Source organism: Tateyamaria sp. Alg231-49, assembly GCF_900143535.1.
In the GTDB taxonomy this organism is placed as follows: Bacteria; Pseudomonadota; Alphaproteobacteria; order Rhodobacterales; family Rhodobacteraceae; genus Tateyamaria.
Genome location: NZ_FRFA01000003.1, coordinates 31,497 through 57,442 on the forward strand (window position 1 = coordinate 31,497; position 25,946 = coordinate 57,442).

33 protein-coding genes are annotated in these 25,946 nt (G+C 58.3%); 14 read left to right on the plus strand and 19 right to left on the minus strand.

Features of this window, described 5'->3' with window-relative positions:
• Nucleotides 1-21 precede the first annotated feature (21 nt).
• The 5 genes from DHN60_RS06050 to folK all read right to left on the minus strand — a co-directional run bounded on the left by DHN60_RS06050 (nucleotide 22) and on the right by folK (nucleotide 4,769).
• Nucleotides 22-786, minus strand: a complete 765-nt coding sequence (locus DHN60_RS06050) for a pyridoxine 5'-phosphate synthase (RefSeq protein WP_108836715.1) — start codon at nucleotides 784-786, stop codon at nucleotides 22-24.
• 98 nt (nucleotides 787-884) lie between these two features.
• Nucleotides 885-1,544 carry a DUF2062 domain-containing protein gene (locus DHN60_RS06055; protein ID WP_108836716.1) on the minus strand — a complete coding sequence of 220 codons (660 nt, stop codon included), beginning with the start codon at nucleotides 1,542-1,544 and terminating at the stop codon, nucleotides 885-887.
• A gap of 13 nt (nucleotides 1,545-1,557) precedes the next feature.
• A complete protein-coding gene (locus DHN60_RS06060) occupies nucleotides 1,558-3,708 on the minus strand; it encodes a bifunctional (p)ppGpp synthetase/guanosine-3',5'-bis(diphosphate) 3'-pyrophosphohydrolase (protein WP_108836399.1) in 2,151 nt (716 codons plus the stop codon).
• A 23-nt stretch (nucleotides 3,709-3,731) separates the two neighbouring features.
• Nucleotides 3,732-4,085: a DNA-directed RNA polymerase subunit omega gene (gene rpoZ, locus DHN60_RS06065; RefSeq protein ID WP_108836400.1), complete on the minus strand. Its 354-nt coding sequence runs from the start codon at nucleotides 4,083-4,085 to the stop codon at nucleotides 3,732-3,734.
• Nucleotides 4,086-4,157: 72 nt separating this feature from the next.
• Nucleotides 4,158-4,769: a 2-amino-4-hydroxy-6-hydroxymethyldihydropteridine diphosphokinase gene (gene folK / locus DHN60_RS06070; RefSeq protein WP_234423545.1), complete on the minus strand. Its 612-nt coding sequence runs from the start codon at nucleotides 4,767-4,769 to the stop codon at nucleotides 4,158-4,160.
• 109 nt (nucleotides 4,770-4,878) lie between these two features.
• On the opposite strand from folK, the gene DHN60_RS06075 reads away from it, so the two are divergent.
• From DHN60_RS06075 to DHN60_RS22250, 8 genes are all read left to right on the plus strand, one after another.
• Entirely contained in the window at nucleotides 4,879-5,451 is a 573-nt protein-coding gene (locus DHN60_RS06075; RefSeq protein ID WP_108836401.1) for an NYN domain-containing protein, read from the plus strand.
• 89 nt (nucleotides 5,452-5,540) lie between these two features.
• Nucleotides 5,541-6,491: a 4-hydroxy-3-methylbut-2-enyl diphosphate reductase gene (ispH, locus tag DHN60_RS06080; RefSeq protein WP_108836402.1), complete on the plus strand. Its 951-nt coding sequence runs from the start codon at nucleotides 5,541-5,543 to the stop codon at nucleotides 6,489-6,491.
• Nucleotides 6,492-6,559: 68 nt separating this feature from the next.
• The gene (locus DHN60_RS06085; protein ID WP_108836718.1) at nucleotides 6,560-7,174 is read left to right on the plus strand and encodes a LysE family translocator; all 615 of its coding nucleotides are present in this window, start codon (nucleotides 6,560-6,562) and stop codon (nucleotides 7,172-7,174) included.
• Nucleotides 7,171-7,317 carry a hypothetical protein gene (locus DHN60_RS22245; protein ID WP_159089130.1) on the plus strand — a complete coding sequence of 49 codons (147 nt, stop codon included), beginning with the start codon at nucleotides 7,171-7,173 and terminating at the stop codon, nucleotides 7,315-7,317. The genes DHN60_RS06085 and DHN60_RS22245 overlap by 4 nt, the downstream gene beginning before the upstream one ends.
• Nucleotides 7,314-7,763, plus strand: coding sequence for a DUF3429 domain-containing protein (locus DHN60_RS06090; protein WP_108836403.1), 450 nt, complete (start codon nucleotides 7,314-7,316; stop codon nucleotides 7,761-7,763). The genes DHN60_RS22245 and DHN60_RS06090 overlap by 4 nt, the downstream gene beginning before the upstream one ends.
• 1 nt (nucleotide 7,764) lies before the next feature.
• Nucleotides 7,765-8,361 (plus strand): bifunctional 2-polyprenyl-6-hydroxyphenol methylase/3-demethylubiquinol 3-O-methyltransferase UbiG, encoded by a 597-nt coding sequence (locus DHN60_RS06095; RefSeq protein ID WP_108836404.1) that lies wholly within the window; start codon nucleotides 7,765-7,767, stop codon nucleotides 8,359-8,361.
• A complete protein-coding gene (rnhA, locus tag DHN60_RS06100) occupies nucleotides 8,354-8,809 on the plus strand; it encodes a ribonuclease HI (RefSeq protein ID WP_108836405.1) in 456 nt (151 codons plus the stop codon). The genes DHN60_RS06095 and rnhA overlap by 8 nt, the downstream gene beginning before the upstream one ends.
• A gap of 230 nt (nucleotides 8,810-9,039) precedes the next feature.
• On the plus strand, nucleotides 9,040-9,186 hold the full coding sequence (locus DHN60_RS22250) for a hypothetical protein (protein WP_159089131.1): 147 nt from the start codon (nucleotides 9,040-9,042) through the stop codon (nucleotides 9,184-9,186).
• Here DHN60_RS22250 and DHN60_RS06105 read toward each other — a convergent pair.
• Genes DHN60_RS06105 through def (DHN60_RS06125) form a run of 5 tightly spaced genes read right to left on the minus strand, consistent with a single transcriptional unit; the run spans nucleotide 9,183 to nucleotide 11,861 of the window.
• Nucleotides 9,183-9,422: a hypothetical protein gene (locus tag DHN60_RS06105; RefSeq protein ID WP_108836406.1), complete on the minus strand. Its 240-nt coding sequence runs from the start codon at nucleotides 9,420-9,422 to the stop codon at nucleotides 9,183-9,185. The two genes, DHN60_RS22250 and DHN60_RS06105, sit on opposite strands and share 4 nt — an antisense overlap.
• 13 nt (nucleotides 9,423-9,435) lie before the next feature.
• Nucleotides 9,436-10,341: a methionyl-tRNA formyltransferase gene (fmt, locus tag DHN60_RS06110; protein ID WP_108836407.1), complete on the minus strand. Its 906-nt coding sequence runs from the start codon at nucleotides 10,339-10,341 to the stop codon at nucleotides 9,436-9,438.
• 1 nt (nucleotide 10,342) lies between these two features.
• Nucleotides 10,343-10,843 carry a peptide deformylase gene (gene def / locus DHN60_RS06115; RefSeq protein WP_108836408.1) on the minus strand — a complete coding sequence of 167 codons (501 nt, stop codon included), beginning with the start codon at nucleotides 10,841-10,843 and terminating at the stop codon, nucleotides 10,343-10,345.
• Entirely contained in the window at nucleotides 10,843-11,340 is a 498-nt protein-coding gene (gene def / locus DHN60_RS06120) for a peptide deformylase (RefSeq protein ID WP_108836409.1), read from the minus strand. Before def (DHN60_RS06120) ends, def (DHN60_RS06115) begins: the two co-directional genes overlap by 1 nt.
• A complete protein-coding gene (gene def, locus DHN60_RS06125; RefSeq protein ID WP_108836410.1) occupies nucleotides 11,337-11,861 on the minus strand; it encodes a peptide deformylase in 525 nt (174 codons plus the stop codon). Before def (DHN60_RS06125) ends, def (DHN60_RS06120) begins: the two co-directional genes overlap by 4 nt.
• A 98-nt stretch (nucleotides 11,862-11,959) precedes the next feature.
• Here def (DHN60_RS06125) and DHN60_RS06130 point away from each other — a divergent pair, with 98 nt between their 5' ends.
• Nucleotides 11,960-13,129, plus strand: a complete 1,170-nt coding sequence (locus tag DHN60_RS06130) for a MalY/PatB family protein (protein WP_108836411.1) — start codon at nucleotides 11,960-11,962, stop codon at nucleotides 13,127-13,129.
• Between the two features lie 6 nt (nucleotides 13,130-13,135).
• Here the strand turns inward: DHN60_RS06130 and DHN60_RS06135 are convergent, their stop codons facing one another.
• Nucleotides 13,136-13,489 carry a hypothetical protein gene (locus tag DHN60_RS06135; protein WP_108836719.1) on the minus strand — a complete coding sequence of 118 codons (354 nt, stop codon included), beginning with the start codon at nucleotides 13,487-13,489 and terminating at the stop codon, nucleotides 13,136-13,138.
• A 213-nt stretch (nucleotides 13,490-13,702) separates the two neighbouring features.
• On the opposite strand from DHN60_RS06135, the gene DHN60_RS06140 reads away from it, so the two are divergent.
• Nucleotides 13,703-14,677 (plus strand): glutathione S-transferase family protein, encoded by a 975-nt coding sequence (locus tag DHN60_RS06140; protein WP_108836412.1) that lies wholly within the window; start codon nucleotides 13,703-13,705, stop codon nucleotides 14,675-14,677.
• On the opposite strand, the gene DHN60_RS06145 is transcribed toward DHN60_RS06140, so the two are convergent.
• Entirely contained in the window at nucleotides 14,674-15,033 is a 360-nt protein-coding gene (locus DHN60_RS06145; protein ID WP_108836720.1) for a response regulator, read from the minus strand. The genes DHN60_RS06140 and DHN60_RS06145 overlap by 4 nt on opposite strands.
• Before the next feature lie 184 nt (nucleotides 15,034-15,217).
• Between DHN60_RS06145 and cobD the strand changes: the two genes are divergently transcribed.
• The 3 genes from cobD to DHN60_RS06160 are packed head-to-tail and all read left to right on the plus strand — an operon-like array spanning nucleotide 15,218 to nucleotide 18,233.
• A complete protein-coding gene (gene cobD / locus DHN60_RS06150) occupies nucleotides 15,218-16,156 on the plus strand; it encodes a threonine-phosphate decarboxylase CobD (RefSeq protein ID WP_108836413.1) in 939 nt (312 codons plus the stop codon).
• Complete coding sequence (cbiB, locus tag DHN60_RS06155) at nucleotides 16,153-17,073, plus strand: adenosylcobinamide-phosphate synthase CbiB (RefSeq protein WP_108836414.1); 921 nt, start codon at nucleotides 16,153-16,155, stop codon at nucleotides 17,071-17,073. The genes cobD and cbiB overlap by 4 nt, the downstream gene beginning before the upstream one ends.
• A complete protein-coding gene (locus tag DHN60_RS06160) occupies nucleotides 17,061-18,233 on the plus strand; it encodes a lytic murein transglycosylase (RefSeq protein ID WP_108836415.1) in 1,173 nt (390 codons plus the stop codon). Before cbiB ends, DHN60_RS06160 begins: the two co-directional genes overlap by 13 nt.
• Here DHN60_RS06160 and DHN60_RS06165 read toward each other — a convergent pair.
• From DHN60_RS06165 to DHN60_RS06175, 3 genes are all read right to left on the minus strand, one after another.
• A complete protein-coding gene (locus tag DHN60_RS06165; RefSeq protein ID WP_234423547.1) occupies nucleotides 18,230-18,520 on the minus strand; it encodes a hypothetical protein in 291 nt (96 codons plus the stop codon). The genes DHN60_RS06160 and DHN60_RS06165 overlap by 4 nt on opposite strands.
• A gap of 115 nt (nucleotides 18,521-18,635) precedes the next feature.
• A complete protein-coding gene (gene smc, locus DHN60_RS06170; protein ID WP_108836417.1) occupies nucleotides 18,636-22,091 on the minus strand; it encodes a chromosome segregation protein SMC in 3,456 nt (1,151 codons plus the stop codon).
• A gap of 128 nt (nucleotides 22,092-22,219) precedes the next feature.
• Nucleotides 22,220-22,651, minus strand: a complete 432-nt coding sequence (locus DHN60_RS06175) for a hypothetical protein (RefSeq protein WP_234423548.1) — start codon at nucleotides 22,649-22,651, stop codon at nucleotides 22,220-22,222.
• 107 nt (nucleotides 22,652-22,758) lie between these two features.
• Here DHN60_RS06175 and DHN60_RS06180 point away from each other — a divergent pair, with 107 nt between their 5' ends.
• Entirely contained in the window at nucleotides 22,759-23,526 is a 768-nt protein-coding gene (locus DHN60_RS06180; RefSeq protein WP_108836418.1) for an FCD domain-containing protein, read from the plus strand.
• 134 nt (nucleotides 23,527-23,660) lie between these two features.
• On the opposite strand, the gene DHN60_RS06185 is transcribed toward DHN60_RS06180, so the two are convergent.
• The 4 genes from DHN60_RS06185 to DHN60_RS06200 all read right to left on the minus strand — a co-directional run bounded on the left by DHN60_RS06185 (nucleotide 23,661) and on the right by DHN60_RS06200 (nucleotide 25,940).
• A complete protein-coding gene (locus DHN60_RS06185; protein ID WP_108836419.1) occupies nucleotides 23,661-24,242 on the minus strand; it encodes a F0F1 ATP synthase subunit B in 582 nt (193 codons plus the stop codon).
• 4 nt (nucleotides 24,243-24,246) lie between these two features.
• Complete coding sequence (locus DHN60_RS06190; protein ID WP_108836420.1) at nucleotides 24,247-24,783, minus strand: F0F1 ATP synthase subunit B'; 537 nt, start codon at nucleotides 24,781-24,783, stop codon at nucleotides 24,247-24,249.
• A gap of 113 nt (nucleotides 24,784-24,896) precedes the next feature.
• Complete coding sequence (locus DHN60_RS06195; protein WP_015496525.1) at nucleotides 24,897-25,121, minus strand: F0F1 ATP synthase subunit C; 225 nt, start codon at nucleotides 25,119-25,121, stop codon at nucleotides 24,897-24,899.
• Between the two features lie 60 nt (nucleotides 25,122-25,181).
• A complete protein-coding gene (locus tag DHN60_RS06200; RefSeq protein ID WP_108836421.1) occupies nucleotides 25,182-25,940 on the minus strand; it encodes a F0F1 ATP synthase subunit A in 759 nt (252 codons plus the stop codon).
• Nucleotides 25,941-25,946 lie beyond the last annotated feature (6 nt).

Consider the following 25,946-nt stretch of genomic DNA (forward strand, 5'->3'; position numbering starts at 1 on the left):
AGCAAAGAGCGAGCAGCGCCCTCATGCGGCGGTTGCGCTGCGCGCCTCGTCCATCAGACGGCGCATCTCGCGAATGGCCGGGTCCAGCCCGCGAAAAATGGCCTCGCCGATCAGAAAATGGCCAATGTTCAACTCCATAGCCTCGGGGAAAGCCGCAACCGGCTTGACCGTCTCATAAGTCAGGCCGTGGCCAACATGGACCTCAAGACCAAGGTCATGAGCAAAAGTGCTCATCTCGCGCATTGCCTCCAACTCGCGGTCACGTTCGTCAAAGCGGCCCTCGTGATGGGCATCGCAATAGGCGCCTGAGTGCAATTCGATTACTTGCGCGCCAATCCTGTGTGCTGCTTCGATCTGGCGTTTGTCCGCAGCAATAAAGATCGACACGCGGCACCCGGCATCGCGCAAAGGTGCGATATAGTGGGCAAGGCGGTTTTCATCACGGGCGACCTCCAGGCCACCTTCGGTCGTACGCTCTTCCCGCTTTTCCGGGACGATGCAAACGGCGTGGGGTTTGTGACGCAAGGCGATGGCCTGCATCTCTTCTGTGGCGGCCATTTCAAAATTCAGGGGCACGCTCAACACGTCCATAAGTCCCTCGATATCCGCATCCGAGATATGGCGGCGATCTTCTCGTAAATGTGCTGTAATTCCGTCGGCCCCAGCGGTTTCAGCAATGCGCGCGGCGCGCAGTGGATCAGGGGTGTCGCCACCACGTGCATTGCGCACAGTGGCCACGTGGTCGATGTTCACGCCAAGGCGCAACTTACCAGAATAATCGGTCATCGCAGGTTCCTCTCTGATCACTCACTGGCAACTTAGAACGTTCGTGTGAAACTGGAAATGCAGAGACGGCGAATAATTTCGCCCAAACTGGCGTGCCTCTAGTCGGCCTTCTTCTTGCGATCGATCGATTTTGCTGCTGCCTTGGCTTTGAGAGCTTCAAACTTGGCTTTGATCGCCCCTTTGCGCCGCTTTTGATAGGCGCGGATCACCGGAACAGACAGGTAATAACAAATGGTCGCAACTATGACCCCCGGGATTATTCCACCAACAAGGTAGGGAAAGAATATCTCGTCATAAAAGCGGGCCAATGCCGTCCAGTCGCGCGGTTCACCCAAAATAACGTGTTTGAAGTTTTGCCACAGATCACCGCCTGCATCGACAAACTTGCCTCCGAACGAACGTTCGGTGCCTTCCTTCATTTCAGACCCAAGCAGCCAGTGCCCGGTCTGCAGAGACACGATGCCAATGGGCACATACGTCAACGGGTTGCCAAAGAACGTCGCCATCAGACTGGCGATAATGTTGCCGCGCATGATCGTTGCGAAGAACATCGCGACAAAGAAATGCAGGCCATAAAACGGGGTAAAAGTGGTAAACACGCCGGCCCAGATCCCGCGCGCGATCTTTTCCGGAGTGTCCGGCAACCGGCGCACCCGGTGGTTTACATATTGAAACGCACGCGACCAACCACCGCGCGGCCAGATAAATTCCTGGAGCGAGCGAAAGAACGTCTTGGGGTCGCGGCGCTTGAACACCAATGTCTCGCCTTCCTCAAGCGGTCCGAGGCGCTGTCGCCGCCTGCGCCGCATTCGGCGCAGACTGACGATACCGCTCAATGGCCGCAACATCACTTTCTGCCGCAAGCGCTCCCACCAATGTGTGCAGATGCTCGACGTCTCGAAGTTCCACATAGATCAGCAAACGGTAAAAGTCAGGTTTGCGATCCATAAATTCAAGGTCCGAGATATTGGCACGGCTTTCGCCAATCAATGTGCAAATTCGTCCCAGTACCCCCGCGTCGTTGCCGATAGTGACATCCAACGTAGCACCGTAGACGGCGGCATGGCTGCCTTCATGCCAATGCAGGTCCAGCCAGCGGTCAGGCTGGTTGTCATATTCGACCAGCCGCACGCAGTCGATGGCGTGGACAACCACCCCTTCGCCACGAAAAGTGATGCCCACAATTCTCTCGCCCGGCAGGGGTTGGCAACACGCGGCGCGCTGGAATTTCTGGCCTGGCAATAGACCGATGACCGCGCGGCGCGCATCCACGACGTTGCCCGGTTTTGGCTGCAAATCAGGATAGATCGCCTGAACAACCTCGCGGCCAGTCAGCTCAGCAGAACCGAGTCGTGCCAACACCTCGTCCGCGCTGCCAAGACGCAACTGTTTGGCCGCCGCTTCCAACGCCTTGTCGGTCGCCTTTTTGCGGACATGGGCAAAAGCAGAACGGGCCAGCTCCCGCCCCAGAGTGATAAACCGATCGCGGTCCGCTTCGCGCAGGGACCGCCTGATGGCCGTTTTGGCCTTGCCCGTGGTTGCGATGTCCAACCAGGTCGTCTGCGGGGTCTGCCCTTCGGCGGTGATGATGTCGACGGATTGCCCGTTCTTGACCCGGGTCCACAGGGGCACGCGCATATTGTCGATCTTTGCCCCGACGCATGCATTTCCGATGCGCGTGTGGATTGCATAGGCAAAGTCTATGGGGGTCGCACCACGTGGCAGCTTCACCACCTCGCCCTTAGGGGTAAAGCAGAACACCTGATCTGAATACATTTCCAGTTTGACCGCCTCGAGGAAATCCTCGTGGTCATCCTCACCGTCAAACTGTTCTGTCAGCTGTGCAATCCACTTGGCCGGATCGACGGCAAACGGGTTCTGGCCGCGCACTCCGTCACGATAGGACCAATGCGCCGCAACCCCGGTTTCGGCGACGTCGTGCATCTGGTGGGTTCTGATCTGCACCTCGACACGCTTGCCATCGCGTCCCGACACCGTCGTGTGAATGGATCGGTATCCGTTTGTTTTTGGCTGGCTGATATAGTCCTTGAACCGGCCCGGTACAGCCCGCCAGCGTTGGTGAATGGCGCCGAGCGTCCGATAACAGTCTTCTTCCGTACCCGTGATTACGCGGAATCCATAGATATCCGACAGGCGAGAGAAGGATTGGTCTTTTTCCTGCATCTTGCGCCAGATCGAATAGGGTTTCTTGGCGCGGCCAAACACCTCGGCGCCAATCTTGGCCTTTACCAATTCGTGGCGCATGTCACCGGTGATGCGTTGGATCACATCGCCAGTTTCACGCTGCATGGTGATGAACCGGCGGATGATCGAAGACCGCGCCTCGGGGTTGAGCACCTTAAACGCAAGATCCTCCAGCTCCTCACGCATCCACTGCATCCCCATGCGCCCTGCAAGCGGGGCAAAGATGTCCATGGTCTCGCGTGCCTTTTGCATCTGCTTTTCGGCGCGCATCGAACGGATGGTGCGCATGTTGTGCAAACGGTCTGCCAATTTGACGAGGATGACGCGCATGTCCTTGGACATTGCCATGAACAACTTGCGAAAGTTCTCGGCCTGTTTGGTCTCGACGCTGCTGAGTTGCAGATTGGTCAGCTTGGTGACCCCGTCGACCAATTTTGCGATTTCTTCGCCGAACATGTCTGACACGATGGAATAGTTGGCCTTGGTATCCTCGATCGTGTCGTGCAAGAGCGCCGTAATGATCGTGGCGTCATCCAGTTGCTGTTCCGTCAGAATAGCGGCCACAGCGACAGGATGGGTGAAATATGGCTCACCCGAATGGCGCATCTGACCCTCATGCATCTCGCCGCCAAACTTGTAGGCGGCACGGATGAGTGCCTCGTTCGTCTTTGGATTGTAGTTTCGGACCAGTGCGATCAGATCGTCAGCAGAGATCATCCGGTCCGACCTGTGTCAAAGGGTTAACCCTGGCCTTGCGCCGCCATCAACTGACGCAACAACATCTCTTCGGACATGCTGTCTTCGTCAGGCTTGTCGGCCTCGGTGCCCATAAGAAGTGCCATTGCATCTTCCTCAGCCTCGTCAACCTCGATCTGAGTCTGGTTGGACTCGATCAGGCGCTCACGCAGTTCGTCAGCGCTTTGGGTTTCGTCTGCGATTTCACGCAAGGAGACGACTGGATTCTTATCGTTGTCGCGGTCCACGGTGATGGGTGCACCAGCAGAAACCTCGCGCGCACGATGGGCGGCCAGCATTACCAGCTCGAAACGGTTGGGAACTTTATCAACGCAGTCTTCAACGGTCACGCGGGCCATGCAGGTGCTCCAGATCAGCAATAAACGACAGAAGACGTGTATCTAGGGGCGATTCAGCGAAATGACAAGCCGCTATTGCACGGGTTTGATCGATGCGCGTTCAGCCTCTGGCAGGGCCTTAAGCATCTGCGCAACGGTCTGGCGCAAGATTGGGTGCCGCCACTTTGGTGCGATCTCTGCCAAAGGTACCAAAACAAAGCCGCGTTGATGCATGCGTGGATGCGGGAGGATCAACTGACCCGGCGCAGTTTGTTGCTGCTGATCAAAGGGGAGCTCCATCCAGTGGCGCAGTGTTGCGACGTCCGGCGATATCATCTCATCCATGGCCAGCAAATCCAAATCAATGATCCGCGCGCCCCACCGCTCCGTACGGCGCCGACCCAAGCGCGCCTCGATGTCATGCAAATTGGCAATTGTCTCGCCCGCAGACCACCGCGTTTCAATGGCGACAGCGGCATTTGCAAAATCAGGTCCGTTGCCGATTGGCACCGCCGGTGTCACAAAAATACGACTTTGCGCGCGAATCACTGCGCCCATTGTTTCCAGCTCAGAAACAGCCAATTTGAGCGTCTCTGCAGGTGACCTCGCGTCAGACTCGACGTTTGACCCTAGGGCAACAAGCGAAAGTGACCGACTTTGTAGCAACTTTTCGCCCGTTTTTTCATGACTTCCGACTTGCCACATAATCAAAATCACCTATTTTTAGTTAACCGCTTGCACGAGAATTTACTCTCTCACTCACAACACTCACGGAAATCGTAGGCGGTCACCCGAATTTTCGGAAGGACGTTATATGTTTTATAAGGACGAACGGCTTGCGCTGTTCATCGACGGATCGAATTTGTATGCCGCAGCCAAAGCGCTTGGGTTCGATATAGACTACAAATTACTACGACAGGAATTCATGCGTCGCGGCAAATTGCTGCGGGCATTTTACTACACTGCGTTACTGGAAAACGATGAGTACTCACCGATCCGCCCCTTGGTGGACTGGCTGAACTACAACGGTTTCACCATGGTGACGAAGCCAGCCAAAGAGTACACAGATTCCATGGGCCGCCGTAAGGTCAAAGGCAACATGGACATCGAGCTGGCGGTTGATGCGATGGAATTGGCACCGCGCGTTGATCACATTGTGCTGTTCTCTGGTGACGGTGACTTCCGTCCTTTGGTGGAGAGCCTGCAACGTCAAGGCGTACGCGTTTCGGTGGTTTCGACCATCCGTAGCCAACCGCCAATGATTTCGGACGATTTGCGCCGTCAAGCTGACAACTTCATCGAACTTGATGAGTTGAAAGGTGTGATCGGTCGCCCGCCGCGCGAAGTCCCGGTGGAAGCCGCTGAACGGCTAGCAGCCGAAGGCTGATTTTTGCAGCATACAAGAATTTCAGCGGGCTGGACCCGGCCCGCTGAACACCTTACCTCTGAGTGGCGACACGCCCCCGGAGACCGTTAATGCCCAATCCCCCGCTGACACTGTACCTTGCTGCCCCTCGCGGGTTTTGCGCGGGCGTTGACCGCGCAATCAAGATCGTCGAGATGGCGATCGAAAAATGGGGGGCACCCGTCTACGTACGCCACGAAATCGTCCACAACAAATTCGTTGTTGATAGCCTGCGCGACAAAGGGGCCGTGTTTGTCGAAGAGTTGTCAGACTGTCCCGATGATCGGCCGGTGATCTTTTCTGCCCATGGCGTACCAAAGTCGGTGCCCGCCGCCGCGCAAGCCCGCGAGATGGTATATGTCGATGCCACCTGCCCGCTTGTCTCCAAAGTGCACATCGAGGCACAGCGCCATGCGGACGCGGGCCTTCAAATGATCATGATCGGCCACGCAGGCCACCCTGAGACCGTGGGCACCATGGGGCAATTGCCAGATGGTGATGTGCTGCTTGTCGAAACGGTCGAGGATGTAGCGACAGTCGCGGTCCGCGATCCATCCAGCCTTGCCTTTGTCACACAGACCACTCTGTCAGTGGATGACACTGCAGATATCGTCGCTGCCCTGCAAAACCGGTTTCCCGGCATCGTTGGCCCCCACAAGGAAGACATCTGCTACGCCACCACCAACCGGCAGGAAGCGGTCAAGGCCATGGCACCGAAATGCGATGCCATGCTGGTGGTGGGCGCGCCCAACTCCTCAAACTCCAAACGGTTAGTCGAAGTCGGCGCGCGCGCCGGGTGCCAGTATTCCCAACTGGTACAACGGGCCAGCGACATCGACTGGCGCAGCCTTGACGGGATCACATCTGTTGGCATCACCGCAGGCGCGTCCGCCCCCGAAGTGCTGATCAATGAGGTGATTGACGCCTTTGGGGCACGTTATGACATGCGCGTCGAGGTGGTCGAAACAGCCGTCGAGAACGTCGAATTCAAAGTGCCACGCGTGTTGCGCGAACCGGCCTGACAAACACAACCTTTACAGCCCTCCTCAAGGGCCTAGTGTCTGGCATCGATAAACACAAAGGCGCCGCCATGATTTCACTGCAATTCCTGCTGACAGCAATGGTTGTCGTCATCGCGCCGGGCACCGGGGTGATTTACACCCTCGCGCTTGGTCTGGGTCAGGGTCGCCGCGCTGCATTTTGGGCCGCTTTGGGGTGCACGTTCGGGATCGTGCCACACTTGGCCGCCGCAACACTGGGACTGGCTGCGATCCTGCATACCTCGGCGTTGCTGTTCAACATCGTGAAATTCGCAGGCGTCGCTTACCTTCTCTACCTCGCATGGGGCAGCTTGCGCGAAGGCGGGGCGTTGGCCATTTCATCCGAGACAAAGGCCGAGGCCGGGTGGCGCATCGCCCGGCGTGGGGCCTTGATCAACATCTTGAACCCCAAACTGTCGATCTTCTTTCTCGCCCTGTTGCCTCCGTTCCTGTCCGGCAACCCAGCGACCGCCACGGCGGAAATGAGCCTGTTAGGCTTCGTCTTTATGGGAATGACATTCGCAGTATTCGTCCTCTATGGAGCTTTTGCCGCCTTAGCGCGCGACTGGGTCCTTGGTTCGGACACCGTGATGCGGTGGCTGTCGCGCAGTTTTGCTGCGATCTTTGCAGCTCTCGCTGCTCGGCTTGCGTTGGAAAGAGCATGAGCGTGGGCTGGCACGGATCAGATGACGTGATCAAACCAGTGGAATGGAGCATGAACGCAATGACCAACCAAAACGGATGGCAGCACAGCTTTAATACTGCCTACCGCGCAAGCAACATCGCGACCCCGATATCCAAGTTATGACACACATCCCACGCGCTCCTCTGATCCTTGGCCTGCTGGGCCTAATTCCTTTTGTCTGGGGCGCGGCAACCGTGATGGTCGACGACCTTGCTGCCCTAGGCCTCCAATACCTCGGCCCGCGTTTTATTGGCCCATACGTGCAGTTGTTTTATGGCTCGGTCATCCTGTCATTCATGTCCGGCGTGCTCTGGGGCTTTGCCACCAAAGCGAGCGGCGCTCAGGCGGCAACCGGTTACACCCTTTCGGTCTTACCCGCGCTCTGGGCGTTCTTCATGACGGGCGGTGGGCCCACTGGTGCAGCCACCAACCTGATCTTTGGCTTTCTTGGTGTCCTGATGCTGGATTTCGCCTTTTCCCGCTGGGGCCTCACGCCGCCGTGGTGGATGGCCCTGCGCACCCTTTTGACGGCCATCGTTGTGGCCTGCCTGACCCTGACGGTGATTTGATATGAGTGACGCTAAAACCCTATCCGTCTACGCGGCTAAAGCCGCCGAATACGCCAAATTGACCAGTGGAGAGGAAGCAAGCCCAAGCCTGCTCCGCTTTATCTCTGCCCTGCCCCAAGGGGCGCGCACGCTGGATATCGGGTGCGGACCCGGCTTTGCCGCAGGCGCGATGGCGGCCGCAGGAATGGAAGCCGAAGCCTGGGACCCAGTGCCCGAGATGGTTGCGATGGCTGCCGAGCGGACAGGCGTCAGAGCACGCGAAGCAACCTATTCCGATTTGCGTGAAGCGGACGCTTATGACGGCATCTGGTGCAACTTTTCGATGTTGCACACCCCCCTCACCGCATGGCCTGACCAATTCACTTCTATCGCCCGCGCTCTCAAGCCCGGTGGCCTTTTGCATTTCGGCACCAAACTGGGCGTGGGTGAAAAACGCGACGGGATCGGGCGGCTTTATTCCTACATGACCGAAAGCGCGCTGTTGGCACTGCTTGGGCAAACAGGTTTCACAGTCGAGTATTCACGCACTGGCGAGGAAAAGGGGCTGGATGGCAAACTGGCACCTTTCATCGTCTTGCAGGCGCGCAACCGTGCCTGAGCTGTTTGCCTACACCGACGGCGCCTGTTCCGGCAATCCCGGCCCCGGTGGCTGGGGTGCCTTGCTGCGCGCGATGGACGGAGGCCAGATCGTCAAGGAACGCGAGTTGAAAGGCGGCGAAGCGCAAACCACCAACAACAAGATGGAGTTGATGGCTGCGATCACAGCGCTTGAGGCGCTTGAGCGGGCCAGCACCATCACTGTGGTCACTGACAGCAACTACGTCAAAAACGGGATCACCAGCTGGATCCACGGATGGAAACGCAACGGGTGGAAAAATGCTGCGAAAAAACCTGTGGCCAATGCCGATCTGTGGCAGCGCCTGGATGAAGCGCAAGCGCGCCACAGCGTGACATGGAAGTGGGTCAAGGGGCACGCTGGCCACGCTGAAAACGAGCGGGCGGACGAATTAGCGCGCGCAGGCATGGCACCGTTCAAGCCGAAATAGGGCGAAACAAACCGGGGTAATGATGGGGAAAGTTGTGGACAGTTTCCCACGCACCCAGGCCATCACTCACGGACGAAAACCACACAACTATTTGATTTAAATTGGTTTTGCACAAAATGCGGTTGTGCAACAGTTGTGCGCGGCCAAAAGTGACAATTGGCCAAAAATGTTCCCCTAACGCTTCCTGCCCCGGCTCTTAGATTTCGGATCAACAAGGGAGTGTCACCAAAATGAACATCAAAGCCAACACAACACCACTGCTGATCGTGGCAGTCGCCAGTCTCATCATGCTGGTCGCGCTACTTCCCATACAGGCGGATACCGCCGCCCCCACATTACTCATCGAAGACTTCGACCAGACAACTGGAAGGCTCTAGCGTTTGCGCCAGTGTGTTGGGACAATGATCAATGCGCCCACAGACGACACGATGGCATTCACGCCCGGACTGCTAAAGCCAAAGCCGAACATCAAGCGGACAAAGTAAAACAGAAACGCGCCGCCGACACAGATGATGATCGATTGCAGAATTCCGTTGCGAGTAAAACCCGACTTTTCCGCCAGATAGCCAACGATACCTGCAATGACGACGGTGCCGATCATGGTGGGAAACATGGGCGATCCTTTGTTACAACTGCGCGCCCGGCGGCAACGGTGTGCCGCGCAGAAACACGTCCGCATCCTGCGCGCCTTTGCCAGCCCGTTGCAAGCGCGTTAGGCGCACCGCCCCCGTTCCACAAGCAACACTCAGCGCATCGTCCAGCACAATGCCCGGCGCGCCCTCGCCGCTGACCAGCGTCGATCCAAGCACCTTGATCCGCACACCATCCCGTTCAAACCACGCCCCCGGAAAGGCCGAAAGCCCACGAATTTGCCGATCGACCTCAGTCGCAGACAGGCTCCAGTCAATGGCCGCCTCTGTCTTGTCGATCTTGTGGGCGTAGGTCACGCCTGCGTCGGGCTGTGCCTCTGGGGTGAGGTCAGGAAGTCGCGCCAACGCAGACACGATTAACGTCGCGCCAATCACAGACAGGCGATCATGCAACACCGCTGTCGTTTCACCAGCTTCAATCGGAGTGGCATCGCGCAGCAGCACCGGGCCAGTATCCAGTCCGGCTTCCATTTGCATGATGCACACGCCCGTTTCTGCATCCCCAGCCATGATGGCGCGATGGATCGGGGCGGCCCCCCGCCAACGCGGCAACAGGCTGGCGTGAATGTTCAGGCATCCATGCGTCGGAGCATCCAAAATCGGTTGCGGCAGGATCAACCCATAGGCCACAACCACTGCGATCTCGGCCTCAAGAGCCGCAAATTCCGCCTGCGCGTCGGCATCACGCAATGAAACCGGATCTCGGACAGGCAATCCCAATGCCTCCGCCCGCGCCTGGACCGGGCTGGGCCGATCCTTTTTCCCACGTCCGGCAGGCCGGGGCGGTTGGGAATAGACGCAGACAATTTCGTGACCCGCCGCGTGCAGGGCTTCGAGTGCCGGAACAGAAAAATCCGGGGTCCCCATAAAGATCAAACGCATGTCAGCTCACCTTGCGCGCACGGCGCAGCAGCATATCACGCTTCACCCGGCCTAGGTTGTCGAAATACATTCGGCCCGCCAGATGGTCGATCTGGTGCAAGACCGAGCGCGCTTCAAGCCCGGCAAAATCGCGTCGGTCAACCATACCAGACTCGTTTAGAAACCGAACGGCAATGGCTTTGGGTCGCATAACTTCTGCATGCACTCCCGGCAAACAAGGGCTTGCCTCAATACCAGCTTCCAGTTCTTCGCTTGCCGACAACACTTCAGGGTTGGCAAGCAGAATACGGCGCGACCGGTCCGGAGTGACGTCCACAACAGCGAGGCGCTGCATAAAGCCGATCTGCGGTGCACCAAGGCCGATACCCTGCCCGGGCATAGCATCCATCGTGTCGACCATATCGGCCCAGATTGTGTGAATGTCATCGGTAATCGATTCTACATCCGAGGTTGGCAGGCGAAGACGCTTGTCAGGCCAGCGCAGGATTGGGCGAATGGCCATCAGGCGGCCTCGTAAGCAGCTAGAATTTCTGCGCGCTGTTCGGCATCCACGCGGTCCAGCGTTACGATCCCATCCAGATGGTCCAGTTCATGTTGAGCGCAGAGTGCAGAAAAACCGGTTAGGTCTTCTTCATGCACGCGACCCGAAAGATCGGTCCATACCATGCGCACTTCTGTGGGACGCGTCACGTTGGCGGTTACGCCAGGGATCGACAGGCACCCTTCCGCGTTGGTTGTCTCTTCGGAGCCACGTGAAATCACTTCGGGGTTGATGCAGATGACAGGGGTAGCTGTACCCTCTTTCCAAGTAGCATCCATCACAAACAAGCGTTGCAGAACACCAATCTGAGGAGCCGCGAGGCCCCGCCCCGGCGCAGCATACATCGTTTCAAGCATGTCAGCCGCGAGTATCCGAATCTCATCCGTGATGGCTTCAACGGGCGTACACATCGCACTCAACCCGCCATCAGGCCATGTCAGGATCGTGCGCACAGTCATGCCTTGTCACGGGCCTTTTCGCGTTTGAACTTTACCATCTTGCGGGTGATCATCTGGCGCTTGAGCGGCTTGAGGTAGTCGATGAACAACTTGCCCTCAAGGTGGTCAATCTCGTGCTGCACGCATGTGGCCCAAAGCCCATCCATACCTTCGGTATGTTCCACACCGTTCTCATCCATCCATCGCACCTCGACCTCCGCGGGGCGGGTCACATCGGCGAACTGTTCAGGTATCGACAGGCAACCTTCTTCGTAGACGTTCGTTTCGTCAGATGCGGCGATGACCTCTGGATTAAACATAATCAGCGGGCGGGGCTTTTCCCCTTCTGCCTTGACGCAATCCAGTACAATCAGGCGCGTCAGCAATCCCACTTGCGGCGCTGCCAGACCAATGCCCGGCGCGTCATACATCGTTTCCAGCATATCTTTGGCCAACACACGTAACTCATCTGACAGATCAGCCACAGGCTCTGACGCCTTTTTCAAACGCGGGTCGGGGTGCAGGATAATAGGACGTTTCATGCCCCCGATGTAGGACAAGACGATGCGGGTCGCAATGTCCCCTTGCGCTCGGGAGCGGCGTTGGTAGCGTGCGCCGACTCACGTGTGGAAGGCTTCCCATGAATTTTGACGAAATTATCGACCGCAAAGGCAGCCATTGTGTCAAATGGGACATGATGGAGAAGATTTATGGCGTTCCACAGGACAAGGGGCTGGCCATGTGGGTGGCCGACATGGACTTCCGCCCCCCTCAGTGTATTCGGGACGCCGTCCAGGCTCAGGTTGATCATGGCGTCTTCGGGTATTTCGGGGATGACAGTAAGTACCGCGCAGCGATCCAGTGGTGGATGGAAAACCGACATGGTTGGTCCATCGAGCCCGAGCATATCTTTTCGACCCACGGGCTCGTGAATGGCACCGCAATGTGCGTGGACACATTTACCAAACCAAATGACGGCGTTGTTTTGTTCACCCCAGTTTATCACGCCTTTGCAAAGGTGATCAGAGCCAACGGGCGGCGGGTTGTGGAGTGCGAAATGCAGCAAACCAACGGCCGCTATGAAATGGATTTTGACGCCTACGACGCCCAGATGGACGGGTCCGAGCGGATGGTGATTCTATGCTCGCCTCACAATCCTGGTGGCCGGGTCTGGAGCCGTGCAGAATTGGCCGGAGTCGCTGCGTTCGCCAAACGTCACGAACTGATCATAGTTTCAGACGAGATTCACCATGACCTTGTCATGCCGGGTCATGTTCACATTCCAATGACAGCCATCGAAGGGATCGAGGATCGGCTGATCATGATGACTTCGACCAACAAGACGTTCAACCTTTCTGGCTCGCACATCGGGAATGTGATCATCGCCGACCCAGACTTACGTGCCAAATTCGCTGCGCGCATGATGGCTCTCGGGATGTCGCCCAATGCCTTCGGGCTATTCATGGTAACAGCGGCTTATTCACCTGAGGGTGCGGCATGGGTTGATGATCTAATCGCTTATCTTGACGGCAACCGTCGTCTATTTGACGCGGGAATAAAGGCCATTCCCGGTCTTAAATCCATGGATCTGGAGGCGACATACCTGTCATGGGTCAGCTTCGAGGATACAGGCATGGCGCGAGAAGAGTTTACGCGCAGGGTCGAGAAGGACGCATGCATCGCCGTTAATCACGGGCCTACCTTCGGCAAGGGCGGCGACAGTTGGCTGCGGTTCAACATCGCCACGCCCAGGTCGCGGGTACAGGAAGCGGTGGATCGTCTGGCCGCCGCGTTTGGCGACTTACAGTAACGGCGGCTATTTCTGCGCTTCGATCAAGGCGACGGGCGCATCCTCGGAGCGTTCAAAATCCAGCGGGGCGGTGTTTGACACCGCCGTCAGCTGCTTGAACTCAAACCGCATCTCGCCCATTTCCTCTTCTGAGGCGATGATCAGACACTGAAAGAGATGGATCGCGCCATCATATAGATCCACATAACCGCGCAGGTTCGGTGCGGTTTCTGCATCCACGGAAAACCCAGTTTCCCACATCCGTAGAACAGGATGATGCTTGCCATCTGCCAAGATACGCAACCGAGATCCAGACTTCAGCGACTGCACCCTTGCGCTATCCAGTCCGGCTTGTACTTCTTTTGGGACAAAGGTTGTCATGGCAGCGGCTCCTTCGAATTCATTTACGCAAAACATGCGCCAAACATGGTTTCGGTCCAGTAAATTCTGGCACTTAGGCAGGACTCATTTACCCTGTGGCTTTCGCGTGACTCATTGCGTGTGCAGCCGCGCAGGTGACCTGCGCGTATAGCTCTATATATGTGTAACTTTGCGTGGGTTAAGGCATTTTCAGAAACAAAGTAGGGAAGCACGATGGGATTGTTGATCGACGGCGTTTGGGCGGACCAATGGTACGATACAAAGTCCACCGGCGGGGCGTTCAAACGCAAAGACGCCGTGTTTCGCAACTGGGTGACAGCGGATGGCACCGCAGGCCCATCTGGCGAGGCTGGCTTCAAGGCCGAAAGCGGACGCTATCACCTCTACGTTTCTTATGCCTGCCCTTGGGCGCACCGCGCACTGATCTTTCGCGCCCTCAAAGGGTTAACAGATCACATAACTGTCTCGGTCGTGCATCCCGACATGCTGTCTGACGGCTGGACCTTTGAAACAGACGAGCACGGAGCCACTGGGGACGACCTGTTCGGCCTGCCCTTCGCCCGCGATATTTACACACGCGCCGAACCCAAATTCACTGGCCGCGTGACCGTTCCGATTCTGTGGGACAAGGACCAGAATACCATCGTCAGCAATGAAAGCTCCGAGATCATCCGGATGTTCAACAGTGCATTCGACGGGATCACCGGCAACACGGATGACTATTGGCCCGTCGCAATGCGCGACGACATCGCACCCGTGAATGACCGCATCTATGACACGTTGAACAACGGCGTCTACAAATCCGGCTTTGCCACCACGCAAGCAGCCTATGACGCCGCAGTGCACCCACTGTTCGAGACAATGGACTGGCTCGACGCCCGGCTGTCAGAGAACAGGTACCTCATGGGGGATCAGATCACCGAGGCCGATTGGCGTCTGTTCACCACCCTCGTGCGGTTCGATTCCGTTTATCACCTGCATTTCAAATGCAATCGTAAACGCGTGATCGATTATCCTAACCTTTGGGCCTACACGCGCGAACTTTACCAGTGGCCTGGCATCGCCGAAACGGTCAACATGGACCATATCGTGCGCCACTATCACTACAGCCACGAATCCATCAATCCGCACCGCATAATCCCGATCAATCCGCAGATTGATTTCATGGAACCTCACGGGCGGGGTTAGTGATGGCCATAATGCGCGACCATAGCTGCGAGGTCTTCGGGTGGAGTTCCTGCGGGCAGGAAGGCGCACGCATTGCTGAAGTGATTAAAGATCGAACCATCCGAGAAAAACGTCGTATCCGTCACGAAAATCACGCGCGCATCAGGCTGACGGTAGCTGGCAAAATCCGCCACGGCCAGTACGCTGCCTTGTTCAAGTACCCGATCCAAAACGATAATATCGGCTGTATCTTTGGACAGATGCGACACCGCATCATCTTGGTTGTAGGCTTGCGTCACCGCATACCCTTGCCGGTCAAGGTGCCGCACCCACAGCTTTCGCAGCTCGGGGCGGCTCTCTACGATCAGAACTTTCATCTTGTCTCCAGAGCTTGCAGACACACAGCTCATCGACAGTAAGTGTGGCCCAATCCATTAACAATTAGTTAACGACGCGCTTAATTGCTTAACGCCAGCGCTTCGACTTGCCATATTCGCGCCAATCCGCTTTCTGCGAGCGTAAAACCGCCGATCTTCGGCACAGGAATAGGGAAGGCCAAACGTGACGACCAAGCGTGATCATGGAGGTGGCCTGGATGCCGCTATTCGTCAGTTTGGCGGGCAACGCGCGGATTGGGTCGACCTTTCGACCGGCATTAATCCGGTCGCCTACCCTGTTCCAGCACTTTCAGAACAGGCATGGACCGCGCTGCCAGATACTGGGTTGGTCGATCGCCTTCACGCCGCCGCCAGAGCCTATTGGGACATTCCACATGGCGCAGATATTATTGCCGCACCGGGTGCATCCGCCCTCATTGCCCAGATACCTCGGTTGAAGTCCGCAGCATCTGTGCACATTCCACATCCAACTTATAACGAACACGCCGCCAGCTTTTCGAACTGTGACTGGCAAATCCAGCGTGACGGGGAAGCTCAGGCACGGGTTCTCGTGCATCCCAACAACCCGGATGGGCGGTTGTGGACCGCATCGGATGTTAAGACCCCGTTCAGCATCATCGACGAAAGCTTTTGCGACGTAACGCCCGAAAATAGCCTTGTCAGACTCGCCGCAGAACCCGGCACTATTGTGCTCAAGAGCTTTGGAAAATTCTGGGGTCTGGCCGGGTTGCGACTTGGCTTTGCCATAGGGGACGCGGCTCTGATCGGGCAATTGCGCGAGATGCTTGGGCCGTGGCCCGTTTCAGGTGTGGCACTCGAGGTCGGTACGCGCGCTCTGCGTGATACTGCATGGGCCGATAATACACGCCAACGGCTTACCAAAGACTCAGATCGGCTAGATGCACTGATCTGCAATCAGGGCGCCACGCTCCTGGGCGGAACGACCCTATTCCGCCTTTACCAGATAGAGGATGCTGCCAGATGGCAGGAACGACTGGCGCGCCATCACATCTGGACGCGCATCTTTCCCTATGCCGACAACTGGATCAGATTGGGCCTGCCTGCGCCTGACGCCTGGGACCGGCTTGAGGCTGCGTTTTGAACGGCCTGCTTCTGCTTGCACTGGCTTTCATTCTCGACGCGGTAATGGGCGAGCCACATTGGCTATGGTCCCGTGTGCCGCACCCTGCAGTGATCATGGGGCGGGTCGTTTCGGCACTGGATCGCACACTGAACCACGGAGAGATGCAGAGGCTCAAAGGAGTCATCGCGGTCCTCGTTCTGGTGACGGTGGCTGGAGTGACCGGTTGGCTGCTTCAACACCTTGGTACAGCCGTCACCATTGTCATCGCTGCAATCCTGTTGGCGCAAAAGTCACTGGTTGATCACGTGGGTGCCGTTGCCGCAGGGCTAAGAGAATCCGAACAGGCCGGGCGCCAAGCCGTGGCTCTGATCGTGAGCCGTGATGTCTCTACGTCCGACACCTCTGCCACGTCCCGCTCCGCCATAGAAAGCCTGTCGGAGAATTTCAGCGACGGAGTTATCGCCCCAGCCTTCTGGTTCGCAGTCGGTGGCCTGCCGGGCATCGCCATCTACAAGGCGGTCAACACTGCTGACAGCATGATCGGCTATCTCACACCCAAATACGCCGCATTCGGCTGGGCGGCAGCCCGGCTCGACGATGTTCTGAACTGGATACCGGCGCGGGTAACTGCTGCCCTGATCGCAGTTGCAGGACGTAGCACAAGTGCGTGGCACAACGTACAGCAAGATGCCCGCCTCCACCGTTCTCCCAACGCAGGCTGGCCCGAAGCCGCCATGGCGCACACGCTCAAGATCGCCCTTGCAGGCCCGCGCAGCTATCACGGCAAGGTTCAAGAGCTTGCATGGGTCAACGGCGCGGGCCGTCGCACCCTCGCCCCGCATGACATTGACGCCGCCATCGCAATCGTGTGGAAAGCTTGGGGGCTGGCAATGGCCTTGTGCGTATGTATCGGAGGACTGATATGGGTGTTTTAACGCGGGTCATTGCGGGGCTTGCCCTTTGTGCGCTGCCGCTTGGCGCTTGGGCTCAGTGCGGCGGTGGGTTCAACGCGTTTAAATCCGGATTGGCGGCCGAGGCCACAACTCGCGGCATCGCCAAGGACACCGCGGATGCGTTCCTATCAGGTGTGCAGCAAGATCCAAAAGTGCTGCGCGCGGATCGGGCCCAAGGCGTCTTTCAACGTCCTTTCATCGACTTCTCTCGCCGCTTGATCTCGCAAAACCGCATCGACGCGGGCCGCGCCAACGCACGCAAGTACAAAAGTATCTTCGACCAGATCGAACAGCGTTACGGCGTGGATCGCCACGTGCTTCTCGCGTTTTGGGCGTTCGAGACCGATTACGGCGCGTTCCAAGGCGACTTCAACACCGCCAACGCCCTCGTCACGCTCGCGCATGATTGCCGCCGCCCCGAGCTGTTCCGCCCCCAAGTCTTTGCCGCGATGGAGCTTTTTGCCCAAGGCGGCTTTGATCCACGCCGCACCACCGGCGCGTGGGCCGGTGAAATCGGCATGGTTCAGATGCTGCCCCAAGACATCCTGATCAACGGTGTGGACGGCGATGGAGACGGGGCAGTCCGGCTCAAAACGTCCGCCCCCGACGCGCTGATGTCAGGCGGCAAGATGCTGCAACATCTTGGCTGGCGCGCGGGTGAGCCGTGGCTGCAAGAGGTTACAGTGCCCGCACAAATGGACTGGTCGCTCAGCGGTCTGGGTACCGTCATGACGGCACAGGACTGGCAAGAACGCGGCGTACGTGCGCGCAGCGGGTCGCTCAGCAATCTGCCCGCCTCTCTTATTCTTCCGCAGGGACACAAAGGCCCTGCCTTCCTCGCCTACCCGAATTTCAACGTCTATTTCGAATGGAATCAATCGTTTACCTATGTCCTGACAGCGGCCTATTTCGCGACGCGTCTGGACGGCGCCCAGATCTATGACGCTGGGAAACCAGATACGGGGTTGGATGGCGCAGCCATGAAACGGCTGCAATCCAAGTTACAAGCGCGCGGGCATAACGTGGGCAAGATCGACGGCATTTTGGGGGCCGGGACGCGTGCAGCCGTACAAGCGGAGCAAAAGCGGCTGGGCTTGCCCGCAGATGCATGGCCCACGCCCACCCTGCTCAACAAGCTTTAAGGGCGGATCGGAAACCGCTCGCCCTTTTCAGTCAGCAGTACAAAGCGCCCCGCATTTTCCACGTATCTGTCGCAGCGGCCAAACCCGTTGCGATAGGCGATACACACTGTCCCATCCTCGGCGATGTCATAGCTACCAAAGGCCGTCCCGCCCCCATTGGCATATGTGTAGGAATACGCTCCCCCCGCAGAAAACTTCGACTGACCGTCGTCAAAGAAGGTGAGGGTATTTCCGTCGATCAGAGCGGACACTGCGCCACGGTCCAGAATAGTGTCGGAAGATCGCATAGCCCAATCCTGTGCGGAAAGAGGCGTGGCGAGGCAAAGGAGCAATGGGATCAGTCGCATAAGGCGACGCTATCATGGCGCACACACACGACGGGGTCACGTCATGGTGACCGACTTATGCCACCAGCGTCTCGGCCTTTTTCAGATCGACCGACACCAACTGGCTGACACCTTGTTCCGCCATCGTCACGCCGAATAGACGGTCCATCCTCGACATAGTCACCGCATGGTGCGTGATGATGAGGAAGCGGGTGTCAGTGCGGCGGCACATCTCGTCCAGCAAGTCGCAGAAGCGCGTGACGTTTGCATCGTCCAATGGCGCGTCAACTTCGTCCAGCACACAAATCGGCGCCGGGTTGGCGAGGAACACGGCAAAGATCAGCGCCATCGCGGTCAGCGTTTGCTCGCCGCCGCTGAGCAGGCTGAGAGTACTCAGCTTCTTGCCGGGTGGTTGACACATGATCTCAAGTCCGGCTTCCAGCGGGTCGTCGCTTTCTACCATGACAAGGTTTGCTTCCCCGCCGCCAAACAGGTGCGTGAAGAGCATCGAAAAGTTGGAATTGACCTGCTCAAACGCAGTCAACAGACGCTCCCGCCCTTCGCGGTTCAGGCTTGCGATGCCACTGCGCAGGGTTTTGATCGCCTCTTCCAGATCGTTCTTTTCATTGACCAGCGTGTCATGTTCCGTCTGCACCTCTTTGGCGTCTTCTTCGGCCCGCAGGTTCACGGCACCCAGCGCGTCGCGTTGACGTTTTAGACGGTTCACATCCGCTTCAAGCGCACCGGCGGCGGGCATCTGATCCGGGTTCACGTCCAAGGCGGTCAACAGCTGGTTTGGCGTCATTTGCTGATCATCTGCGATGCGTTCGGCGGCAAGGGCAACTGTGTCGCGAGCGGCCTCCGACCGCGCCTCAGACCGCGCACGGGCTTCGCGCGCTTCGGATGCAATACGTTCGGCTTCGCGTTCACCTGTAGAGGTATTGCGCAACTGGCCTTCGGCCTCTGACAGCGCATTTGTTGCTTCGGCTTTGCGCGCCTCGGCCACCGAAATCTCCTGCCCCAAAGCATCGCGCTTGGCTGCAAGTTCCTCTGGGGCGGCTTGCGCCGTTTTCAGCTCGGCCTCGGAGGCTGTCTTGCGCTCCATCAACTCTGCGCTGCGCTTTTCTGCCGTCTCAAGACGGTGACGCCAGCCGCTGATCTCTTTTGTAATTTCCTGAGAACGTTTGGTGCGCGCTTCGCCCGTGCGACGCAGATCATCATGGGCAGAGCGGCGGGACATCATGGTGATCCGTGCCGCCTCGACAGTCATGCGCAGGTCTTCGACCTCGGCCCGGGCTGTCTCAAGGTCCGGCAGGTCAGCCATAGCACTTTCAGCCTCGGACACCCGCGCGCGCGCCGCCATTGCATCTTCTTCATGGCGGGTGACAGCCAGACCCAGAGACTCAAGCCGACCTGCTGCCAGATTGCGATCCGCTTCCGCCCGGCTCAGGGCGCGGGCTGCTTCGGCCACCATCCGGTCGGCCTCGCGCCGCGCATGGCGGGCTTGTTTGTCAGCTTCGGTCAAATCAGTGAGGCGCTGCGTCAATGCCTCATGGGCCTGCCGCGCGCCTTCCGCATGGGCGGTCGCCCGTTCCAGAGATTGCTTCAACTCTTCAAGCCGGTTGAGCTGCTGCAGGCGCAACGCAGCCGCGCTCGGAGCGTCTTCCGCCCATGCGCGAAACCCATCCCAACGCCAAAGGTCGCCCTCGGTCGATACCAGCCGCTGACCCGGTTTTAGCAAAGGTTGCAATCGCGCCGCGTCGTCTGCGTCGCACAGACCAATCTGGCTCATCCGGCGGCCCAGAACATCCGGCACTGACACGTGCTGTGTCAGAGGCGTGACGCCGTTGGGCAAGGGTTGCTCTGTCGCATAAGCCGGCAATACGGCCCACCCAGACGGGCCATCCGCTTCCACCTCGGGACTGCGCAGATCGTCGGCCATTGCGGCGCCAAGCGCCTTTTCAAACCCCTGCTGGACCTGCAAGCGATCAAGTATCTGCCCACCCTCTGCCGTATCACGTTCGACCAGCTTGGCCAACGCGCCAGCTTCGGCCCGCAGGGCGTTCATCTCCCCTTCTGCTTCCGAACGCTGAGCGCGTCCATCGGCCTCCATCGCCTGAGTTTCGGCGCGGGCCTCTTCGGCAGCGATCAGCGTCTCATCAGCGCGCAAAGCGGTTGCTTCGGCTTGCTGGACGGCCGCTTGGGCAGCACTGAAATCTGTCCCGGCCTTGTCCAACGCTGCCTGACTGGTCGCCACAGCATCACGGGCTTTAATCGCTTCGGACTCGGACCTTTGTTCAACCTTACGGCTGTCTTCGAGCAGACGCTGGGCCGAACCGTGGCGTGCGGCAAGCCGGGCCACATCCTCGGTCTTTTCTCCCTGATCGGACTCGCGCAACTGCAAGATCTGACCGGCATCGCGCGCAAGGGTCGCGGCCTCTTCCAACAAGGCCTCGTGCCCCTCGCTGGCCTTTGCGATCTCGTTCGCTTCCCATTCAAGGCGCTCAATCGTTTCGCCGGCGTCGCGATTCAGCCCACCTTCACGCTCAATATCGCGAGCCATTTGCGTGATGCGCTGGGTCAATGTTTCGATGGCCTGGGCGGCTTGGGCTTCCTGATCGCTGAGCGTATCACGCTGCACGGCGAGGCGCTGCAGGATCGCTGCCGCAATCGCCTCTTCTTCACGCAACGGCGGCAACGCGTCTTCTGCCGACTGACGCGCCTTGGCCGCATCGCGAACAGAAGCCTCAGCTTGGGCCGCAGCTGTGGTACGCGCGCGCAATTCGTCATCCGCTGCACTGCGGGCAATATCTGCCTCGCGCCAACGGCGGTACAAAAGCTGCCCCTCCGCTTGACGCAACTCGGTGCCGATTTCGCGATAGCGTGCCGCCTGTCGCGCCTGGCGGGCCAGTTGGGATAGTTGTGCAGCGAGCTGTTCGATCACGTCATCGACACGGCCCAGATTTTGCTCGGCCCCTTTCAGCTTCAACTCCGCCTCGTGACGGCGTTGATAAAGCCCCGAGATACCAGCCGCTTCTTCCAGAATACGGCGTCGGTTCTTGGGCTTGGCATTGATCAACTCGGCAATGCGACCCTGACCGACCAGTGCCGGAGAGTGTGCGCCTGTTGAGGCATCGGCAAACAGCATCTGCACATCGCGCGCACGCACATCTTTTCCCGCAGCCTTGTAGGCACTTCCCACATCGCGCGTGATGCGGCGCACAATGTCGAGCGCATCCGCATCATTGAAGCCCGCCGGAGCGAGCCGATCCGTGTTGTCGATTTGCAAGGAAACTTCGGCAAAGTTGCGTGCAGGGCGCGTCGCTGCACCGGCAAAGATCACGTCCTCCATCCCGCCGCCGCGCATCGACGTGGGGCGGTTTTCACCCATCACCCACCGCAGCGCCTCAAGCAGGTTGGATTTGCCACAACCATTGGGGCCCACAACACCAGTCAAACCGTCTGCGATGATCAGATCGGTTGGATCGACAAAGGATTTAAACCCTGTCAGTCTGAGTTTGGAAAAGCGCAAGGGCGGCCTGTTCTACTAGTTCACTCGTGACCCTTATGGTGACCACTGAGACCGCCGCATGTCAACGAGATTGCCCCACAAACAGGGCCTCGTGGCGGCTTATCCACAAGATATTGCGCTGATTAGCGCTAAATCAGGGTGCAATCCAGATCCAGCACGACCTCATTCGTGGCTGGACTGATGTAGGAATCAAGGGGCAGGCAGTCATACTCACCCTGCCGTTTCAGGCGATCCGGCGCTGGCCCGCCTTTGCCGCAGTCTAGCAGGCCGGTCGCTTGTGCCTGATCCCCGCGAACTTCCTTGACGCGGCACCCGCTGACCAACTCCATCGCCTTTTGCGCCCGCGTTTGTACGGGACCAAAGCGAGGCGCGTATTCGGCATTGGTGCGGATCGCTTCGGCCAAACGTCCGTTGACGCGGATGTCAAAGGTCGATCCATCGACTGTGACTGTCGTCGCAGGCAATCCGCGAAAGTGTGGCCCTGCTGTATTGCAGGCCACTCCGCAAGACATCGCAAGGAACAAAAGACAGCGTCGCATGACGTACCCTTGTCCCAGCATGGTTAATATCGCCTTAATCGGCGCGGATGACACGTCCACCTTACACTAGCAATTGCGCCCTTTTGGGATTGGTCATATGAATTTACCAATTCTGAACAGGTGACCCGATGCCCTTTCGCCCCGTGCAACCCGAAAAGCTGTCCTCTGCCGTGATCCGGCAGATCGAGCAACTGATCCTGCGCGGAATCCTGCGCCCCGGCGAACGCCTTCCCCCCGAACGGGAACTGGCAGAACGGATGAACGTATCACGCCCGTCCTTGCGGGATGCGATTGGTACGCTACAGGACAGCGGTCTGCTGACAGCGCGCCCCGGTGCTGGAATCTTTGTGGCAGACGTTCTTGGCTCGGCCTTTGCACCAGCCCTGACCGAACTCTTTGCCCGCCATGACGAGGCCGTGTTTGACTACCTCAGCTTTCGTCGCGACCTTGAAGGGCTCGCCGCCGAGCGGGCCGCGCGCCTTGCCTCGGACACCGATCTGGCTGTGGTCAACGCCGTCTTTGAAAAGATGGTGGCCGCTCACCCCAAACGCAACAGCGATGAAGAGGCCCGGCTGGACGCGCAGTTCCACATGGCCATCACCGAAGCGAGCCATAACGTCGTCATGCTGCACATGATGCGCTCAATGTACCAATTGCTGCGCGATGGGGTCTTCTACAACCGGCAAGTGATGTTCAAACAACGCACCACCCGTCAGGCTCTTCTGGACCAGCACCGCGCCATCAACGACGCGCTGCAAGGGCGCGACCCGGAGGCTGCGCGGGCGGCGGTCCATGCGCATCTCGACTACGTTGAACGGGCCCTGCGAGACCAGAAACGGGGCGAAAGCAACGAAACCATCGCCCTCCAGCGGCTGGATCACGAAACCAACGGTTGACCGCAGCTCTATCGGCCCACCCAAACGGTTCGCTGTCCTGAGGCAAACGCCTCCAGATTTCATCAATCCCGCATAAAAAAACCCAGCCACGTCTAGGACGGACCGGGTTTAAAAAGCATAGCGTGGAGCAGCACTCAGTGCAGCTTGGAATCCACTTGCGCAATGGCGTCGTCGACCAGCTTGTTAGCATTGGCTGCCGTCATCTGCTTGGCGATCACATCGCGTGCCGCAGCGATGGCGACCGAAACCGCCTGATCGCGCACTTCCTTGATCGCACCGGCCTGAGCAGAGGCAATCTGATCTTCGGCAGAGGCCATGCGACGCTCTATCGAGCGTTCCAGATCGGCGCGTGCCTGATCAGCAGCCGCTTCAGCATCAACCTTGGCCTGAGCCACGATCTTGTCTGCCTGTTCCTGCACTTCCTTGTGCTTCCGCTCGTACGAGGCCAGCAGCGCCTGTGCTTCGTCACGCAATGCACGTGCTTCGTCCAGTTCAGACTGAATGCCGCCTGCGCGGTCATCCAGCATTTTGGACAGCATGCTCGGTACTTTGAAGTAGAACAGGACACCGATGAACAGGATGAAAGCAATCGAGACGATAAAGTCTGTATTGCTCAGCTTCCAGAACTCCGCGGAAAACGGGTTCTTGGACGCAGCCAGCGCCGGGGCGGCGATGGCGGACAGCACTGTCGCGAATGTCAGAGTATGAATGCGCATCAGACTATCCTTTCATCCGGGTCGAAACTGCCGCGTCGATGGTGGACGCATCTGCAGCGCCGCCCATTGTCGAGACGATTTCAGCAGCGGTGTCCTTGGCGACTTCTGCCACAGCCACCAGCGCACCGGCGCGGATTTCGGCAATAGCAGCTTCGCTTTCGGCGGCTTTCGCAGCAATGCTGGCGTCGGCTTTTTCGATGGCGACATCCAGATCAGCCTGAATCTTGGCCTTGGTCTCGCCGGCAATCCGCTGTGCTTCGGCACGGGCATCGGCCAACGCCTTTTCATACGCGGCTTCCGCCTCCTCCGCCTTGACCTTCAGGTCTTCGGCGGCGGCAATGTCATTTGTGATCGTACCCTGACGCTCGGCCAGAATGGCCGCAATGCGGGGCAGTGCGACGCGCGACAGCACAAAGTAGATGGCGACAAGCGCCAGCACCAACCAGAAAATCTGGTTGCCAAACGTGCCTACATCCAGCTGTGGCATGCCGGGAGGGGCGCCTAGGGCGACCTCACCTGCTGCGTTGTTGTTATCTGCCATATCGGTCGTTCCTCTGAGGTGACCCCTAAGCCGGGGCCGAATAGCGAGCCGTTACTTTGGGCAGCGTGACCATGTCACGCCGCCCAACCGTAAGGAATGCGGATCAGAGTGACTTAAACAGCAAACATCAGCAGCAGAGCGACGAGGAACGAAAAGATCCCCAAGGCTTCTGCAAAGGCGATGCCGATGAACAGTGTCGCTGTCTGACCGGCGGCTGCCGATGGGTTGCGCAGGGCGCCAGCGAGGAAGTTGCCAGCCACGTGACCAACACCGATAGCGGCTGCGCCGGAACCGATTGCTGCGAGGCCTGCGCCGATGTGTGCGAGTTCACCTTCCATGAGAATTCTCCTTACGATTGGAAGTTAGTTGGTAGGGTGCGTGATCTCACGCACCATTCGTTAGTGATGCGGGTGCAATGCATCCTTGAGATACACGCATGTGAGAATGGTAAAGACGTAGGCCTGAATGGCTGACACCAGCACTTCGAGCCCGTAGATCGCCATCACCCCGATGATCGCCACGGGGGCAATCGCTGCGACTTGAGCGAACCCCGCGAACACTTTCAGAACGGCGTGACCGGCCATCATGTTGCCCGCCAAACGAATGGAGTGGCTAACAGGGCGCACGAAGTAGGAAATAATTTCGATCAGGGCAAGGATCGGACGCAGCGGCAAGGGTGCGCTTGCCACCCAGAACAGGCTTAGAAAACCCGCGCCGTTTTTGACAAAGCCCAGAATGGTCACTGCAAAGAACACGCCAAAGCCCAGAACCGCCGTAACGGCAATGTGCGATGTGGTCGTGAAAGATGTGGGCAGCAGTCCGAGGAAGTTGGCGCACAGGATGAACATGAACAACGTCATGATGTAGGGGAAATACTTGATCCCGTCCTTGCCGGTTACGTCCTCAACCATTTTGTAGACAAAGCCGTACATGAGCTCGGCGACCGACTGGCCCCGGCCCGGAACAACCGCGCGCTTGGACGTTGTCAGAACCATCAGGCCCAGAACCGCCAGAACCGCCAGCGCCAGCCAGAAGGTCACGTTGGTGATGGTGTACCAGTGGATTGGATCGCCATAGGTGCCGAAAAGCGGCTTTACCTGAAACTGGTCCATTGGGTGGAACGAAAGACCACCGCCACCTTTTGCTTCATCTGCCATCTGGCT

Excerpts from the sequence above, each read along its gene's own strand:
- DHN60_RS06050 (WP_108836715.1), bottom strand. The coding sequence starts at position 786 with ATGACCGATTATTCTGGTAAGTTGCGCCTTGGCGTGAACATCGACCAC.
- DHN60_RS06060 (WP_108836399.1), bottom strand. The coding sequence starts at position 3,708 with ATGATCTCTGCTGACGATCTGATCGCACTGGTCCGAAACTACAATCCA.
- rpoZ (WP_108836400.1), bottom strand. The coding sequence starts at position 4,085 with ATGGCCCGCGTGACCGTTGAAGACTGCGTTGATAAAGTTCCCAACCGT.
- folK (WP_234423545.1), bottom strand. The coding sequence starts at position 4,769 with ATGTGGCAAGTCGGAAGTCATGAAAAAACGGGCGAAAAGTTGCTACAA.
- DHN60_RS06075 (WP_108836401.1), top strand. The coding sequence starts at position 4,879 with ATGTTTTATAAGGACGAACGGCTTGCGCTGTTCATCGACGGATCGAAT.
- ispH (WP_108836402.1), top strand. The coding sequence starts at position 5,541 with ATGCCCAATCCCCCGCTGACACTGTACCTTGCTGCCCCTCGCGGGTTT.
- DHN60_RS06085 (WP_108836718.1), top strand. The coding sequence starts at position 6,560 with ATGATTTCACTGCAATTCCTGCTGACAGCAATGGTTGTCGTCATCGCG.
- DHN60_RS22245 (WP_159089130.1), top strand. The coding sequence starts at position 7,171 with ATGAGCGTGGGCTGGCACGGATCAGATGACGTGATCAAACCAGTGGAA.
- DHN60_RS06090 (WP_108836403.1), top strand. The coding sequence starts at position 7,314 with ATGACACACATCCCACGCGCTCCTCTGATCCTTGGCCTGCTGGGCCTA.
- DHN60_RS06095 (WP_108836404.1), top strand. The coding sequence starts at position 7,765 with ATGAGTGACGCTAAAACCCTATCCGTCTACGCGGCTAAAGCCGCCGAA.
- DHN60_RS22250 (WP_159089131.1), top strand. The coding sequence starts at position 9,040 with ATGAACATCAAAGCCAACACAACACCACTGCTGATCGTGGCAGTCGCC.
- DHN60_RS06105 (WP_108836406.1), bottom strand. The coding sequence starts at position 9,422 with ATGTTTCCCACCATGATCGGCACCGTCGTCATTGCAGGTATCGTTGGC.
- fmt (WP_108836407.1), bottom strand. The coding sequence starts at position 10,341 with ATGCGTTTGATCTTTATGGGGACCCCGGATTTTTCTGTTCCGGCACTC.
- def (WP_108836408.1), bottom strand. The coding sequence starts at position 10,843 with ATGGCCATTCGCCCAATCCTGCGCTGGCCTGACAAGCGTCTTCGCCTG.
- def (WP_108836409.1), bottom strand. The coding sequence starts at position 11,340 with ATGACTGTGCGCACGATCCTGACATGGCCTGATGGCGGGTTGAGTGCG.
- def (WP_108836410.1), bottom strand. The coding sequence starts at position 11,861 with ATGAAACGTCCTATTATCCTGCACCCCGACCCGCGTTTGAAAAAGGCG.
- DHN60_RS06130 (WP_108836411.1), top strand. The coding sequence starts at position 11,960 with ATGAATTTTGACGAAATTATCGACCGCAAAGGCAGCCATTGTGTCAAA.
- DHN60_RS06135 (WP_108836719.1), bottom strand. The coding sequence starts at position 13,489 with ATGACAACCTTTGTCCCAAAAGAAGTACAAGCCGGACTGGATAGCGCA.
- DHN60_RS06140 (WP_108836412.1), top strand. The coding sequence starts at position 13,703 with ATGGGATTGTTGATCGACGGCGTTTGGGCGGACCAATGGTACGATACA.
- DHN60_RS06145 (WP_108836720.1), bottom strand. The coding sequence starts at position 15,033 with ATGAAAGTTCTGATCGTAGAGAGCCGCCCCGAGCTGCGAAAGCTGTGG.
- DHN60_RS06160 (WP_108836415.1), top strand. The coding sequence starts at position 17,061 with ATGGGTGTTTTAACGCGGGTCATTGCGGGGCTTGCCCTTTGTGCGCTG.
- DHN60_RS06165 (WP_234423547.1), bottom strand. The coding sequence starts at position 18,520 with ATGCGATCTTCCGACACTATTCTGGACCGTGGCGCAGTGTCCGCTCTG.
- DHN60_RS06175 (WP_234423548.1), bottom strand. The coding sequence starts at position 22,651 with ATGCTGGGACAAGGGTACGTCATGCGACGCTGTCTTTTGTTCCTTGCG.
- DHN60_RS06180 (WP_108836418.1), top strand. The coding sequence starts at position 22,759 with ATGCCCTTTCGCCCCGTGCAACCCGAAAAGCTGTCCTCTGCCGTGATC.
- DHN60_RS06185 (WP_108836419.1), bottom strand. The coding sequence starts at position 24,242 with ATGCGCATTCATACTCTGACATTCGCGACAGTGCTGTCCGCCATCGCC.
- DHN60_RS06190 (WP_108836420.1), bottom strand. The coding sequence starts at position 24,783 with ATGGCAGATAACAACAACGCAGCAGGTGAGGTCGCCCTAGGCGCCCCT.
- DHN60_RS06195 (WP_015496525.1), bottom strand. The coding sequence starts at position 25,121 with ATGGAAGGTGAACTCGCACACATCGGCGCAGGCCTCGCAGCAATCGGT.
- DHN60_RS06200 (WP_108836421.1), bottom strand. The coding sequence starts at position 25,940 with ATGGCAGATGAAGCAAAAGGTGGCGGTGGTCTTTCGTTCCACCCAATG.